Annotated in this window: 13 protein-coding genes and 1 pseudogene; 5 read left to right on the forward strand and 9 right to left on the reverse strand. The window is 41.4% G+C overall.

What is annotated here, in order from left to right:
• Positions 1 to 390: 390 nt before the first annotated feature.
• The 4 genes from H6G59_RS07000 to psbO form a co-directional block, all read right to left on the reverse strand.
• Positions 391 to 672, reverse strand: a complete 282-nt coding sequence (locus tag H6G59_RS07000; protein ID WP_242038807.1) for a hypothetical protein — start codon at positions 670 to 672, stop codon at positions 391 to 393.
• A 111-nt stretch (positions 673 to 783) separates the two neighbouring features.
• The gene (locus H6G59_RS07005; protein ID WP_190712776.1) at positions 784 to 1,653 is read right to left on the reverse strand and encodes a hypothetical protein; all 870 of its coding nucleotides are present in this window, start codon (positions 1,651 to 1,653) and stop codon (positions 784 to 786) included.
• Positions 1,654 to 1,945: 292 nt separating this feature from the next.
• Positions 1,946 to 2,722: an RNA polymerase sigma factor SigF gene (locus tag H6G59_RS07010; protein ID WP_190712779.1), complete on the reverse strand. Its 777-nt coding sequence runs from the start codon at positions 2,720 to 2,722 to the stop codon at positions 1,946 to 1,948.
• A 773-nt stretch (positions 2,723 to 3,495) separates the two neighbouring features.
• Entirely contained in the window at positions 3,496 to 4,329 is an 834-nt protein-coding gene (psbO, locus tag H6G59_RS07015) for a photosystem II manganese-stabilizing polypeptide (protein ID WP_190712781.1), read from the reverse strand.
• A gap of 656 nt (positions 4,330 to 4,985) precedes the next feature.
• On the opposite strand from psbO, the gene H6G59_RS07020 reads away from it, so the two are divergent.
• The 3 genes from H6G59_RS07020 (at position 4,986) to ftsZ (ending at position 8,790) form a co-directional block, all read left to right on the forward strand.
• Positions 4,986 to 5,351, forward strand: coding sequence for a hypothetical protein (locus H6G59_RS07020; protein WP_190712783.1), 366 nt, complete (start codon positions 4,986 to 4,988; stop codon positions 5,349 to 5,351).
• A 244-nt stretch (positions 5,352 to 5,595) separates the two neighbouring features.
• On the forward strand, positions 5,596 to 6,498 hold the full coding sequence (locus H6G59_RS07025) for a cell division protein FtsQ/DivIB (RefSeq protein WP_190712785.1): 903 nt from the start codon (positions 5,596 to 5,598) through the stop codon (positions 6,496 to 6,498).
• 1,005 nt (positions 6,499 to 7,503) lie between these two features.
• Positions 7,504 to 8,790, forward strand: a complete 1,287-nt coding sequence (gene ftsZ / locus H6G59_RS07030; protein WP_190712787.1) for a cell division protein FtsZ — start codon at positions 7,504 to 7,506, stop codon at positions 8,788 to 8,790.
• 230 nt (positions 8,791 to 9,020) lie between these two features.
• Here ftsZ and gshB read toward each other — a convergent pair whose 3' ends face one another.
• The 4 genes from gshB to hflX all read right to left on the reverse strand — a co-directional run bounded on the left by gshB (position 9,021) and on the right by hflX (position 13,924).
• A complete protein-coding gene (gshB, locus tag H6G59_RS07035; RefSeq protein ID WP_190712789.1) occupies positions 9,021 to 10,010 on the reverse strand; it encodes a glutathione synthase in 990 nt (329 codons plus the stop codon).
• A 107-nt stretch (positions 10,011 to 10,117) separates the two neighbouring features.
• Positions 10,118 to 10,387, reverse strand: a complete 270-nt coding sequence (grxC, locus tag H6G59_RS07040; RefSeq protein WP_190712791.1) for a glutaredoxin 3 — start codon at positions 10,385 to 10,387, stop codon at positions 10,118 to 10,120.
• 157 nt (positions 10,388 to 10,544) lie between these two features.
• Positions 10,545 to 11,375, reverse strand: coding sequence for an XDD4 family exosortase-dependent surface protein (locus H6G59_RS07045; RefSeq protein ID WP_190712793.1), 831 nt, complete (start codon positions 11,373 to 11,375; stop codon positions 10,545 to 10,547).
• A gap of 809 nt (positions 11,376 to 12,184) precedes the next feature.
• The gene (gene hflX / locus H6G59_RS07050) at positions 12,185 to 13,924 is read right to left on the reverse strand and encodes a GTPase HflX (RefSeq protein WP_190712819.1); all 1,740 of its coding nucleotides are present in this window, start codon (positions 13,922 to 13,924) and stop codon (positions 12,185 to 12,187) included.
• Positions 13,925 to 13,932: 8 nt separating this feature from the next.
• Here hflX and H6G59_RS07055 point away from each other — a divergent pair, with 8 nt between their 5' ends.
• The gene (locus tag H6G59_RS07055) at positions 13,933 to 14,115 is read left to right on the forward strand and encodes a hypothetical protein (RefSeq protein WP_190712795.1); all 183 of its coding nucleotides are present in this window, start codon (positions 13,933 to 13,935) and stop codon (positions 14,113 to 14,115) included.
• Between the two features lie 198 nt (positions 14,116 to 14,313).
• Here the strand turns inward: H6G59_RS07055 and cofG are convergent, their stop codons facing one another.
• Positions 14,314 to 15,300, reverse strand: a complete 987-nt coding sequence (cofG, locus tag H6G59_RS07060; RefSeq protein WP_190712797.1) for a 7,8-didemethyl-8-hydroxy-5-deazariboflavin synthase subunit CofG — start codon at positions 15,298 to 15,300, stop codon at positions 14,314 to 14,316.
• Positions 15,301 to 15,640: 340 nt separating this feature from the next.
• Between cofG and H6G59_RS07065 the strand changes: the two are divergent.
• Positions 15,641 to 15,993, forward strand: a pseudogene (locus H6G59_RS07065) (photosystem II q(b) protein); the annotation flags it as partial.

Genomic DNA, 15,993 nt, shown 5'->3' on the forward strand with positions numbered 1-15,993 from the left:
TGGGATAAAAGCACCAGAATTGGACACAAGTTAAGATATATAATTAAACACATAGTATTAATTTGCAAAAAGGAAAATTTGAAATGTCTGAAGATATCAAAACATTATTAAAAGAATCTCCGAAAGTAAGTCGGCGAGGTTATAGCAATAGACGGTAAAACATTAAGGCATTCATAGGACTATCTACAACAATAAGCATTCATAGTTTATTCTGCTATTTATCCTATATATGTTTTATAACACTTCTCTTCATTTGCGTTCTCTGCGTCTCTGGGTGAGAAAAAAATATCTCCAACCTCAACACTAATAACTTACAACTTCATATTAGGCACAAAAAAACCCTAAACTAGGGTTAAAACTGAAATTAAATTTCACAAAAATATTAAAAAATCAAACACCATAGCGATTTTGATAGTAAGCTAAAATCTGTTTGACTCTCTGTCGGCTTTCCCCATTAGCATTTACTGTCCAGGAAATCTGCAAACCATCAACTTGACTTTGATTGTAGTCAAACTGCGAAGAAGTCTGAGAAATTAGATCCACCTCTATTCCTTCCACTTGACGCAAATGAGCCGCTATCTCTCGATATACAGCCAAAGGTAAATTCGGGAATTCAACTTTTTCTTTAATCTGCTCCATACAACTAATATAAAACCGGAAATCTCCGGTCATTAAACTTTATTTCCTGTTGTTTGTGAACCCGTTCTAGACACTCCCAAACTAGATCTAAACGATTGATAGCTGCCTTCAAATCACTGTTAGGTTTGAGAGTATAACAAAATTCTAAAGCGGTGTTACCATCGAAATAGGATTGCCAGCGGAAGCAGTCGTTGATGGCTGAGAATTAACAGGTTTTTCACCTACTGCTTTGCCTACTTCAATACCGTATTGTTCCAAAATTACAATAGGGTTAGAACCTCGGTTCATTTCAATCCGTTTAATCAAAACACCATTACCTAATAGTTGCCCTGCTTGTACATAGCGACTAGTTTTTTCCTCAGGTACTTTGATAATTGCCTGGGGTTGTCTCCCAATTAAAACTACACCGCTCACCAAAACTGCTTTGGCCGCTTCAGGTTGTGGTTGTGGTGGTAATACAGGCTTTATGGGCTGGTTGGCGACAATTTGAGGTAAAACCTTAGGCAGAGGTGAATTTACTTGAGGTTTGGGCTTAGGTAGAGTGGCAGTCAGTTTTGGATTAAGATTGCCCTTTTTTACCAACGCTGGATTTGTTTGTGTTCTGGGAGTTCTATTTTGTGCTGTTAGCGTCTGTTGTGGATTGTTGATTGTAGTTGGCAGACGAGGTATTTTTGGAACTTCTAGTTTTGTGCTTCCATCACCGGGTATTTGGGAAACTGTCGGCTTAACAATTTCGGCAAAGGGATCAGGTCGTCCTTTTGGTATCAGACCTGGTTGCAAATCGCCGTTAGTAGATTGAATGATGCCACCATTACTTGAAGCCACAGACCGAATAGCACCAGGAGGCACTACAGGATTCGGAAAAGTGGGATTTGTGGGTGGTTTCTGGGCTTCTACTTGGGGAGTAGGCACAGGGCTGGGAGTATTAGTAGCTTGTGGTGTGTCTCCTGAACTACATCCAGCGATCGCCAACATGAAAATAGCTGTAGCTGTAATTTGTGATTTTATACCCATTAGCCGTTCTCGAAAGCTATAGGAAGGTTTACTTGTGGAAATTAGCACGCCCGAAATTGGTATTGAAGGCGAAGTCTGTTTCCTTTATAGCCTACATTTTTACACTTTTAGGGTTGTTTTTAACACTGTCAGTCCCGCATAACTACAGTTTGAGCCTGTTGATTGGAAATTGAAGAGTTTGAATGCCCGAATGTATCTTTTACCGAACCAGTACCCACAATCCTCTTCACTATCCGAAGCTGCCGCGAAAAAGCTGAAATTTGATTTAAATTTTGATTTGAATTTTGAATTGTTAATCTTCTGCTGCACCCATCAGATTTTTCAATAAATCCAGTCCTTTTTTGACTCTACGAGACACAGTAACCACGCTAATACCTAAATGCGCTGCCACTTGCTTCTGTGTCAAATCCTGCAAAAATACGCACTCTAAAACTTCGCGGGTGCGGTTCTCTAGTTGCACTAATGCTTGTTGCAGACGCATTTGGTCTTCTTGGGCTAGTTGAAAGCTACGGTAATGAGGATCAGGAACCAATTCACCCAAACAAGTAGCCCCTTCTTCTCCATCTTGTATTGGTACATCCAAACTCAGAGGAGAGCGGTTGACCCATGCTAATTTAATCTCTTGCCATTCACTCACAGAAATTTCTAGTGCTGCGGCTATTTCTGAATCAGTTGGTTGGCGGTTATATTTTTCGCGTAAAGAACGGGAAACTCCAATCGCTTGCTGTTGCAGTGCCAACCACCGTCGGGGTATTCGCATAGTCACACCCTTATCTCTCAAATAGTGTTGAATTTCCCCGCGAATGTATGGCATTGCATAAGAACTAAAGGCGTGTCCTTTAGAAAGTTCAAATCTTTCAATAGCCCTGATTAAACCTAAGCAGCCTACCTGGAGCAAATCGTCATAGCTTTCATGGCATTGATTGATCCAGTAGTGAGCTTCTTTTCTCACTAGTCCAAAATTTAGTTTCACCAGTTGATTGCGAAGCCGTTCTGAGGGATTTTGCTCATACTCTCGCAATAACTGCGAAATCTCATGTTTTAGTTCGTTTGTGGCGGTAGTATGCATGGCACATTAGGTATTAAGCAAATAATTGAGTTGAGTAGTCGCTTTTAAATCTTGCTCTGATGCCCGGTACGAGGGAATCTATGGCACGATATCCAGATCCATACCGTTTGTGCAGAACCCACAGAACCCGATAACAGAGAGAAGTTTTTGCTAGAAAGCATTTCATCTGTAGGTTCAGAGTCCACCGTGATTTTTAGCGAAATTTATGTTTGTTTTTTATCAAACTGAATCTGGTATGCTTTGTAGCTTATAAAATAATTACCATAGAATCAAAATATACAATTACTTCGCCAATGTCAAACGGAGATCGTACTTAATTTAACAAATTCAATATGAGATTTACTTATAAGTATCCGGCGAGAATATTCTGGATTATTTTAGATTTGTAAAAGTTTCCTTTAGTGATAATACGGATTCAACACGTTTAGATTCATCAAATTTTTAAATAAAAATGTAATTTACGTTTATTCACTGAAACCATAAAAAAGCTTGGCATCAGACAGGTGTTTCAACCCCTTTAACCAAATACCATGGGTTTAAGTCCCCCGGTTCTATAACCGGTAAGTTTTGTGTTGGGGTTAAATTCCCATTACAAAACTTAATTACGAATTACGTTGGCGGTAGCCTGCCGTAGGCACTATTACGAATTATTTAAAAAACCAGATACCCCCTTAAAAAAGAGAGCATCTGGTTCAACTAATACATTTACCTCGGCAGGACGATACCGCAAAAACCGATATGCCGCAGAATAGAACTCTTATCAACAAGAAGATTTAGACGCGATTACCTTCAACCCGACCGTAGAATAAACCGCGAATCTTGACTTCTTTAGGTTCACCAGCACCTAAATCTGTATCAGATGGCTGTTCACTCTCGAACGTACCAGCTATTTCACCACTAGCGCTATCTACTTTAGCTACTCGTAAAGAAATTTTGCCGCTCAGGATTTCTGCACGTTTAACGTTAGTACGAGTTAAATCTTCAGCGTCCGCTTGAGCGGGAAGAGCTACCGCATTATCGTAACCAGAAACCACACCACGACCTTTAGGATCTAGGAAAGCAGCACCACGATAGGAAGGAACTTTAAAAGAGCCTTCAAAGTCCGTGGAGGTGTTGATATTGGTTGAATTAGGTTGTGTTTGAGCAACCAAATTTTTGATGGTAAACAGGAAGGGAACTAGTTCACCACCAGGAAGTTTGACAGTGATGGCTTGGAAATCCAGACCGTCTGATTCTACAAAAGTCAAGCTGTTGTCGGAATTGATTTTTAGGTTACCTTGTACTTGGTCAATGGTAGATGTGTACCTAGTCAATAAGCGACCGGGAACGAATTCTGCCTCTAGACGTTTGTTAGCAGGTTCTTCTTTGACAAAGAAATTGGTTGGTTCTAAGCAAAGTTCTTTGATGGCGTAGGACTGGCTAGAATCAAGCGCAATGGAACCACGGCTTGTTTCCGTCAGTTGAGGACACTTGTTAGCCAAGCCAGTACCTCGAATTTGTTCGTAGGTAAGTAGATCTTTACCACTCGAAGCAGGAGCATCACTACAAGCAGTGATTAGCCCTAAACATAAGGCCAAGAAAGCCACAATTAAAGCGCGATACCTCATGGTCAACCTCAATGTCAAAAATTAATATCTAAAGTTGTCTACAAAAAGAATACAGGAGTATGGCTAACGCTACGCTATCAGGAGTTCAGGAGTGCCGCTGCTGGGCAGCAAGCTACATAATTCTTTTAAATTTCTGGATAACCTGAAGTTCTTTGTAGCGATAGGATTCTGGAGTCGCCATGGCCGAAGCTCAAGAAATAGAGCGGACTGAAGCGCCTACTTTCAAGAGCATCAGGGGAGTTTTGCTTTGACTGGTGGCAAAAGCAGTGTTACCCAAGTTTTTGTAATATGTATGTATTGTTAATACATACAGCTTGTCCTATTGTTTGGATGGGGGAAATCAGCCAGATCATACGATTTTTTAAACTCAAAATCAAAGCTCTCCAGTGGGAAATAAGAACTTCTTGATTCCATTTAGCGCCACTAAAGGTTGTCTGACACTTCTCTCCTCTGTTTTAGAAGCGATCGCCATTCCCTGAGTCGCAGGCATGGTAATTACCTTTCTCATCTAGATTGGGCTTTAGCTTAATCTGAATCAAGCGCTTGACAAAGCAATGTCTAACGCTGACAAGCAGCGCTAAAAACCTCTAGAAACAATTAAAAATTCAAAATCTTCGGTAAATTTGAGTTTACCTTGTATGCGCGGAGAGATTGACATGAATAACGATAAAAATTCTGAATTAGAAAAAATTTCTGATCAGCTACAAGTAATTGCTACAGCGGTAGAAGATGCAGCACAAACCTGTCAAGGCGATGTCATAGCTCTGTTGGCTTTGCTGCGACAGTTGGAGAAATTACATAGAGAAATTCGTGATGGAATTTTTCAAGATAGTCTACCTGATAACCGACAGAGACTCTACTCTCTGCTCAAAGATATTCAGGCTGAGGGTGGTTGGCCTTATATAGAACGGATGCAACTAAAAGCCTTTTTAGTGAATTTGCCAGCAGCAGCTAGTCCAGAAAATACTGCGCCCAAAAGCACTCATGATGTTTTCCTCAGCGAGGACTCCTTGGAATGGTAATATAGGCAGCACTTTTGAGTTTTAAATTACTAAATTTATAACTCTGCAATCAACTCTCAAGTTAGGTACTTGAGGTTGATGCCATTTTCTTGACATAGTTATCTTTTATAGTTTTTTTCTAGTGGCCTGAAGATGATCACCTCAGCCTGATATATCCTCAAGGGTTTTTAGGCATCTTTCTGATAAATTAATTGATCACAACAGCGTAACTAATGAATTAGACTGAAACCAAAAAGGGGTTGGAATGGCTGGTATACTCTCAGTTTCCCGTAAGGATTTAGCCCAGCGTCGTAAAAAATTACGTCAGCAACGGCAAATAAAAATTATTCAGGCTATTTGGCGAACCTTCGCGGTGTGTGGTCTAGCAGGTGGATTGCTATGGGCAACAATCCAACCCATGTGGATGCTAAAGGCTCCTGCACAAATAGTGATGAGATCAGGTAACCAATTATTGTCAGAGCGAACGATTCGGTCAATGTTGGTGTTATCCTATCCTCAGTCTCTGTGGCGAATACAACCAAATGCGATCGCAGAATCTTTGAAGCAGCAACCAACTATTGCCCAAGCCACTGTCAGTCGGCGGTTGTTTCCCCCTGGGTTAATTATCGAAATTCAAGAACGCGTACCAGTAGCAATAGCACAAACGAGTAAACAGCAAAAAACGATTGATTGTAGGAGTAACCCTCAATCCTCAGAACAGCCACAGAACTGTCCACGAAATAGCAGTACTGCCAACAAACAGGGTAAATTGGGCTTAATAGATGCTAATGGGGTTTGGATGCCCTTAGAAAAATACACTTCACTTAATCCCACCGGAAAACTGCCTAGTCTCAAAGTTATTGGCTCACCTCAACAATACCGCCCCTACTGGACTCAACTGTATCAAGCTCTCAGTCAGAGTTCTGTCAAAGTCACGGAAATTGATTACCAAGATCCCACTAATTTGATTTTGAAAACAGAACTAGGAAATGTGCATCTCGGCGTACCTAGTAACCAGTTACCTGAACAAATCAAGGTACTTGTGCAAATGCGCCATTTACCTAAAAAATTTAGTCCTGGTCAAATCGAGTATATTGATCTCAAAAATCCCGATTTTCCATCAGTACAAGTGAACCAAAAAACCAATATTAAGTCTCAAGACCCCTAAGAACATTTAATCTGTTTGATTCAGCAAGCCTTGGTAAATAAACAACTTTTCTAGTGATTAAGATATTAGTCAATAATACTGTTTTCACTACCAAAACAAAAATTGGCATTAAGTTTTATTAAAATGACAGGATAAATGATAGAAACTCGTTTGAGATTAACAGATACTCAATTGTTAGCTTAACATCGGGGTTCTCGAAATTAAGAGCGGTAAGGGGGAAATACCGCGCTAATTTTTTATGTGTTGCTCCTGTGACATGATTAGTTCAGATTTTTCTGCGCGGTAACTTCTCTTGAGTAGCATTGTGTATCTGGTTATGCTGGTTTATTAACGCTACTGATGAAGCAAGCAATGTTTGTGTCTAAAGTTGCGACTATCTCTGATTGTCAAATCTATTGATCATGTGATTAACGCAGAGAAAATTGTTTGTGAACCATATTTACAAGTTTTATGGTCTGGTGAGAATTTGGAGTGTGGAGTTGCTTTTACTCTGCTAAGGTGTATAAGAACTACTTTAAACTCTCTAGGGAAATCAACTCCAAAAATTAAGCAGAGTGACTTTTAAACGTATTTTACTCAAAAAAGCGTTTAAAATCATACAATAGTTTAGAGTATTTTTTAAGAAAAAACACGCAAATTATCCACGAAAGTTGTAGGAATGCTCACAAAATAAAACTTTTAGCAGAAATAGGAGAAGGATATTGGACATACCACACGCATACCGGGACAGATCAGCAATATATCATTGAAAATAGTAATGTCTAGATCAAGTTATATAGACCAATTGTCAAACAACGTAAGTATACTTCTCTAAAATTTAGTGGTGCGATAGCCTATGTTTAAAGCTTATCCTATAGCTAAATTATCGCACGTCCACTCCGGTTAGGTTTGTTCGTGTGGAGAACAATAAAAAACACTGCCACAATCTAGGGCATGGTCAAACTATAGTTGACTCTTAGGTGAATAACACCGGAAAAAGTCGTTTATCTACCTTTCAAAAATCCAATGACACTCGATAATAACCAAGAGCTTACCTATAAAAATTCCCAATCTGTCGGACAGCCAGGTTTCTCTGTAGCAGTTAACGCCAGCAATCCCTTTAATAGTTCTGGGTTGAACTACGGACAAAATCACGATAATAAGAAAATTACTGAAAATAGCCGCATTGGTGAAATTGTTCCCGGACGAGTCGCCAACATTAAAGTGATTGGTGTCGGTGGTGGCGGTGGCAATGCTGTTAACCGCATGATAGAGTCTGATGTCTCAGGGGTGGAATTTTGGTCAATTAACACCGATGCTCAAGCTCTTACCTTAGCTGGCGCTCCTAGTCGGTTGCAAATCGGACAGAAACTGACAAGGGGTTTAGGTGCAGGGGGTAATCCTGCTATTGGTCAAAAGGCAGCAGAGGAATCTCGTGATGAGATTGCTACGGCTTTAGAAGGTGCAGACCTAGTGTTTATCACCGCTGGTATGGGCGGAGGAACTGGTACGGGTGCAGCGCCAATTGTGGCAGAAGTGGCTAAAGAAATGGGCGCTCTTACTGTTGGTGTAGTGACACGTCCATTTGTATTCGAGGGACGGCGACGCACCAGCCAAGCCGAGCAAGGCATTGAAGGATTGAAAAGTCGGGTCGATACCTTAATAATTATCCCTAATAATAAGCTGTTGGAGGTGATTCCCGAACAAACGCCTGTACAAGAAGCTTTTCGCTATGCTGATGATGTGTTGCGTCAAGGGGTGCAAGGTATTTCTGATATCATTACGATTCCTGGGTTAGTCAACGTTGACTTTGCTGATGTGCGAGCAGTTATGGCAGATGCAGGATCAGCATTGATGGGTATTGGTGTGAGTTCTGGCAAATCTAGAGCTAGAGAAGCTGCGATCGCTGCAATTTCTTCACCTTTGTTAGAATGTTCTATTGAAGGAGCTAGAGGAGTTGTCTTCAACATCACTGGTGGAAGTGACCTCACCCTACATGAAGTCAATGCTGCGGCTGAAACAATCTATGAAGTGGTTGATCCCAACGCTAATATTATTTTTGGCGCAGTAATTGATGACAGACTCCAAGGAGAAGTCAGAATTACTGTCATTGCTACTGGGTTTACAGGCGAAATCCAAGTTGCACCACAACAAAATGTAGCTAACGCAAGAATAGTAACTCCAACCAATACTAGAAAACCTACACCACAACCAACTGTTAATCAACCCAATCCAATTCCTGAGCCTAAAGAAAAGCCCGCATTAGATATTCCTGATTTTCTCCAACGACGACGCACACCACCCAAAAATTAAGTGATTGTGGATTTGGATTTGAGATTTTAGATTAAATTTGCAGTCTCAGTTGCGGCTGAGTGCTGTATAAAATTTACTAGTTTTAGGGTTTATTCACGAGGAAGGGGTCAGCAATCCGGTTGCTACCCCAAAATTTTATTTGAGTTTTTTTCTGTTTAACGGAAGTTGCTAGTTAGGGCAAAGGTGACTGGTACGTAGTTTACCAATTACCAATTACCTTTTTCCCAGCCTCAACTAGAAACTGCATAATTGGGGTTGTTTAGCTTCTGCTCAACCCATTCAATAACCTGATGACCAAGATGAGTTCCATCTAAACGGTCAATCTCACGAATTCCCGTGGGACTGGTAACGTTTACTTCCGTCAGGTAGCCACCAATCACATCAATACCGACAAAAATTAAACCGTCTTGACGGAGTTTTTCGGCTAATAAGGCGCAAATTTTCTGCTCTGATGGGGTAATTTGGGTTTGAGCCACAGTGCCGCCTGTAGCCATATTATTGCGAAAATCACTGCCATTGGAAAGGCGATTGAGCGCTCCAATAGGTTCACCATTTAGCAAAATAATCCGCTTGTCTCCCTCTTTAGCCGCTGGTAAATAGTTTTGTACCATCACAGGTACTCGACCTTGGACAGTACTGAGTTCAACAATAGAATTGAAATTGCGATCGCCTGATTGCAAAAATAAAATCCCCTCCCCAGCTTTGTTACCTAGTGGTTTGAGAACAGTTGCTCCCTTGGCTTCCACAAAGGAGCGGATAACTTCCTTGTCAGCACTGACAATCGTTTCAGGAATGCATTCGGTAAACTGAAGGGCATACATTTTCTCATTTGCACTTCTGATACCACTAGGACTGTTAATTACCAAAGTTTTATTTTGGTCAACGTAATCCAAAATGTAAGTAGCATAGAGGTAGGAATCATTTACAGGTGGATCTGTTCGCATAAATACAGCATCCATTGATTCCAAGGGAGTTAAGACACTAGAACTTAACTTATACCAAGGATTCGCTGCTATCCAACGTCCCTCTACCAACTCCACTGGTACAAGTTCTACCTGTTGTAGCAAAGCCCAAGCTTTGCTATCCACAACATTCAGTAGGTTAGCTTGAGTTATCCAAACTTCATGACCTAAAATTTGCGCGGCTTCCATGAGCGCAACACTTGTGTCATGGCATGGATCAAGCTGATGGATGGGATCTATAATAAAAGCCAGTTTCACCCTCTTTACCTCAATCACCAAGAATGTAATGGGTCAATTTAGATGATCTCACTGATTGACGTAGAAGCTAAACTTCTTGTCCCTGAGATTACTGCTGTGGATTTGCTTTAAATGCTATCAGCAGCAAGCAGTTCATCTAACTTGCCTTGACGGTCTAAAGCGTGAATATCGTCACAACCACCAATATGATCATCATTGATAAAAATTTGTGGTAAAGAGCGTCTACCATTTGCCCTTTGAGCCATTTTATTCCGTGCAGTTTCATCTCCATCGATACTGTATTCGATGAAATCAACTTCCTTGTTTTTCAGCAAGCTTTTAGCACGTATGCAAAATGGGCAAGTACTCCAAGTGTAAATTTCTACTTTTGCCGTCATAAATATCCAATACTTAATCAAATACTTCTTAATTTTAAACTGTTGCTACTCTAGTCTAAAGAAAAGGGAGGCTGATCCCACCTAAAGAAGGAATTCAAGCCGCCCTTTTGCTGTCAGTGAATATTGATAACCGAGAATAATCTCTCAGAGCTAGAATCTAAACTGCTAGTAAAGACTTTTTCTTTACCACTCTCACCCCACCTATAGCAAATAAACCAAGTGCAACTGCTGCACTGGGTTCAGGTACTTTTTGTGGTGGTGGTGGTGGTGCAACGTAATAAGTGGCAGCTTCGTTTAAATTAGTCCCGTATTGAAAACGAATATTGCTAATCTTTTTGATATCAAAGCCAGCGGTTAGCCCTGATAAAACAAACGTTGCAGAGTTGTTAACAAAAGGATTGGTTTTGATTGGGTTATTCGCACCGCTGCCGTAGCCGTTTATTATGCCATACTTTTGTTGGCTTGAGCCTCCTATGCCCTGAAAAATACCTAAACCAGCAGTACCAAGACCATACTGTTGAGTTACTGCTACAGCACCAGCAGCACTAACATCTCCACCTAATCCAGAGGCCTTGGTAGTAGAGGCAAATGCCCATTCTTTACCATTTGGAGTGTTAAGAAGATTGACATTACTTGTAGTGGTGTTAGTATTCTTTTGAGTTACTGTTGCCGCTGTAGCCGAGGCTAACGATAAGTTTAAAGGCGAAGAACCATTGTAGTCCCAGAAAAGTGAAGTCAGAACATCAGAGGGAGCTTTTGCACCTGCCCCAAGATTAGTAAGGGTGATAGTTAATTTACCTGGGTTTAACGAGTCATTAAAAATAACTGATGATTCTAGACTGCTGCTAGTTGCTGAGTTAGTGCCTGTAGCGGAAAAGGTCATACTAGCTGCGTAGGCTTGAGGTATTTGGGAAGCCATCACCACCGTTAAGGATGAAACTCCAAGGGCTATATAACCTAGTATTTTTTGAGAGGATGTTGTTAACATTTAAAATAAACTCCATTAATTAAGAGTACTTTTATATTTCGTAAAGTTTATGACTACTGAATATACTGTGGCACAAGTGCGTTCCAAAGTCTATGTTGCAAAGACAACTTCATGAAAGATTTAATTAACCTTTAAACTCAGTGTATATTTACGGAATATATCACACCGATTTCCTATGTATACGCACTCTGCAAATTAATCATGGTATTTTGTTTGTTGCCAAAATATAGCAATCCTAGAATGACTCTTGAGACAATACTTTTCTCACACTCGTAATTTTTATAACTAAAACTAAAACCATTAATTACGCTAAATATAAAATTTCAGCCACAAAATCGCATGATATTTTGGTATTATAATTATCTTTAATTAAGTATTTTCTCATAAATGAACCCGGATTGCTATAGTCCGTTATAAATTTAGTAGGTTGGCGTTAAAAATTGTCGTTGGGATAAGGCAGGGGGCAGGGTGCAGGGTGCAGGGGGAGAGAGGGTTTTAGCCTTGTTTACTTTTCTTTACACAGTTTGGTTTTATTGTGCTTACCTACTTTTGATTAATGATTCTGGTGATAGTAAATAGACTCGTTATGTAAGTACGTAAGCGGAATGTGGGTTGTATGGCAAGAGTCAGGAGACGCTTCGCAGACCTCCGGTTCAGGAGTAAAACCCTCTTGTAGTGAGAGTTTCATTATCAATTGATGTCCTAACTACCCTGTCCACGGCTATAAAATATTTTTACTCTACACAAAAAATCCGTACTCTTTGGGAATACGGTTTTTCTGATCATAGCTTCATCTAAATTATGAGTATTTACCCACCATCAACCGCATATTCAATCAACTGGGATAAGCGATAGCGGAGGTTTTCTAAACCTAAACGCTGACTAGCGGAGATAAATATCGCTAGAGGAAACTCTTCCTTCGCTAAAGCTAGTGTCTCGCTACTAACTTGGTCAATTTTGTTAAAAGCAACCAAAGCTGGGCCAGGAGTTATGGGCATTTGGGCGAGAATTTCCCTAACTGCGCGAATATGACTCAACCAGGCAGGATGAGACAAATCTACCAAATGCAGTAGAGCATCAGCTTCTGTGACTTCTTCCAAAGTGGCGCGGAAGGCATCCATTAAGGAGGGGGGTAACTCGTGAATAAACCCTACAGTATCTGTGATTAAGGTTTCCTGAGGTTCATTGGTATCTGCGTTGGGAATGACCAAGCGACGTGTCGTGGGGTCGAGTGTGGCAAAAAGTTGGTCGGCTGTGTAAACTTCGGCGTTAGTGAGGGCGTTAAGTAAGGTAGACTTACCCGCGTTGGTATAACCCACTAAGGCCACCGAAGGAACTTCACGATGTTGTCGTCGTTGACGTAAGCGTGAGCGATGAGCTTGCAACTGGTTAACTTCGTGTTGTAGTCGGGAAATTCGCTGCTGAATCGCTCGGCGTTCAGTTTCCAGTTTTGTTTCACCAGGTCCGCGAGTCCCAATACCGCCCCCTAGTCGGGACATGGTACGACCTCGACCTGTGAGTCGTGGCATCATATATTCTAACTGTGCCAGTTCGACTTGTAATTTCCCTGCACCAGATTGGGCGCGTTGAGCAAAGATATCTAATATAACTTCTGTACGGTCAACTACTCTGACCCCAATTTGTGCTTCTAGGTTACGGACTTGAGCGGGTGAGAGGTCTCGGTCAAAGACGACAAGATTGGCTCCCAAGGTTTGGGCGGTGAGGGCAACTTCTTGAACTTTACCTTCACCAATGACGGTTTGGGGATGAATGCGCGATCGCTTTTGTTGGAGTATCTGCAATACATCTCCCCCAGCTGTATCCACTAACCGCACCAATTCCGCTATGGTGTCTTGGAATTGTTGAGGAGTGGTGCTATCAGTTATTACCCCGACTATGACCACACGATCATTGTCAGCGCCTACTTCTTGAGCAATATATTCCCGGCGGAATTCTTCTTCTAGACCTTCCACTAAGTCCAGAAAATCCTGTTCGGCGATCGCATCTAAACTCTGAGGTGGCGACACGCTGGAATATAGGGTTGCGTCTGGGGTAGTAATTCCTGAAGACTGAGTTAAAACTAGCTGTTTACTGTTATTGGCTACTAAATGCGCCAAATAAGCTTCTTTCACGTAACCAGCCGCACCACCACCCCGCCTTGTAAATCCCGTTCCAGTAATGTTTAACACTACCAAAGCATCTAAGCGTTGTAGTGCCATCGCTGTCAGTGCTGCCTCATTTGGTGGTTCTGGCTTGAGATGGGTAGCTATACAACGAATACCACTCAGACGTTCTGCACCGTAACGGGGTAGTTCTAGTGGTGGGATTTGAGTTTGACGTGGACTGCCTACTCCCACCCGAATCACTTGTCCGCGACGATTGAGATAAGCACATACAGGCTGATTTAGTTCTGTGCTAATTGCGGCCAGACGCTGGGCAAACTCCGATGTTGTGATGAGATTGCCAGATATGCGCTGGTGGTACAGCCGCTGTAGTTGTTTCAGCTGGCTGGACTTTAAACCTTGGAGATTACCGAAGATGGTCTCTATAGACGTTTATGACCAGTTCACTGGCCCCCCCGAATAGTTCTATTGTCTATTTTACAACAGCGAGTAAGTTGCAAGGTCTATCTTTTGGGGAATGCCTAGCGGTAGATATGCGCTGGCTGGTCATTTGGGGTATGTATTTTCTTCAGCAAGACTGGAAATTTGTAGCAACAATGCGATCGCCTGACTGTTGATCAAAAACAAAATATTCTGGGACGCAAGCTTGAACAGATTGATGAACGAATAGAAAAATTAAGGAAGATGAAGGTTTATCTCTCGGACAAACTAGATCATTTATCAGGACTTAGACAAAAAACACCGATAAAATAGCATCCAATATATAGCTGTGTGCATTTGGATGAGATACAGTTTTAAGCACTCTCCTTGAATGTTTAAGTCCTGCTATTTTCTTTGGAATTCATTTTCAGGTGATATTTTTTCACTCCCTCCCCCAACTCCTCACTCAACCAACTCGCAAACTGGGGATATACTGGCAACCTTGGTATTAACTCCCACCCTCTAGGCTGTAAAATTTCTCTCAATGTCTGTTCTTGCAAATGAGGATAATCAGGATTAACTTCATCTTTGGGGCTAATTCCTCCTAAATCTCTCGCACCCGCAGCGATACAAGCAAGTAACCATTCTTGATCTTGAATTAAATTGGGCGGGATTTGAATTGTAATATCTATTGGTAAAATCTGCCTTGCTTTGGCGATGACGGACGGTAGTTGATGGGGGTCAAAAGGCGGTGCATCGAAGGTTTGCTGACTTCCCGGACTGTGGGGTTGCAGTATGACTTCTTGTATATGCTGGTAGCGTTGATGCAAATCTGAGATAGCTACTAAAGTTTCCCACCAATCATTTTCAGTCTCACCTATTCCCAAAAGTAGTCCGGTAGTAAAAGGAATTTGCAACTCTCCTGCCCATTGCAACTGTTGCAGCCTCACTTCTGGTATTTTACTCGGTGCGTGGCGATGGACTGTATCTAGTAGTTGTGGTGTTAACTGTTCCAACATCAACCCCATCGACACATTTACATTTTTCAGCTTCTGCATTTCTTCAAAGCTGAGGGGACCGACATTGGTATGTGGTAAAAATCCCATCTTTAGTGCTAATGCACACAAATCATAAATTCGCTCTAACCATGCCTTACGCTTTGGTGAATGAGGATGTACTTCACCACTGAGGATGAGGATTTCACATACATTCTGACTTTGCAGTTGTTGTAAAATACTCTTTGCTTCTGCAAGAGTTAGCCAAGGTCTTTGACCTGGATCTGTGCGGAAATTGCAGTAGGAACAGCGGTTAAAGCATTCATAAGTCGGGACGATGGTGTAAGCAGGGCTATATGTAACAATATTTTGACTAAATGAGGACATATATATAAGTAACGGATTTTTCGTGGGGAGTGTTATGCCAAAGGCTAACGTACCAATGGTTTTCACTTCGAGTGTCTGATGTGGTTAGTAGCTTACTTTCTGGGCTTTAGCGTAGCCATGCAAGGGCTTTACCCACCCTACAAGAAAATTATTATAGAAATTGTTACAAAAGAATTAACGCCTAAAACCCTTGCTGTGTCTGCTTTATCATTCTATTTTTCAAATATATTAAAAAATATTACGAAAACCTCTTTACAAATCTCAATAAACGTCCTAATATAAATTCATGAGGTAGAAACACCTACCAAAACATACATACCCAAAACGCAATTATAAACACATGACTACAGCCATTCAACAGCGCCAAAGCGCCAACGTCTGGGATAGATTCTGCGAATGGATCACCAGCACCGAAAATCGCATCTACATCGGTTGGTTCGGAGTCTTGATGATTCCTACCCTCCTATCTGCGATCGCTTGCTTCGTAATTGCATTCATCGCCGCTCCTCCCGTAGACATCGACGGTATCCGTGAGCCAGTAGCAGGTTCATTACTATACGGAAACAACATCATCTCCGGTGCAGTTGTTCCCTCCTCCAACGCAATTGGATTACACTTCTACCCAATCTGGGAAGCAGCATCCTTAGATGAGTGGTTGTACAACGGTGGTCCTTACCAACTAGTAGTATTCCA

Origin of the sequence: Anabaena lutea FACHB-196 (genome assembly GCF_014698305.1) — a bacterium.
Lineage (GTDB): Bacteria > Cyanobacteriota > Cyanobacteriia > Cyanobacteriales > Nostocaceae > Anabaena > Anabaena lutea.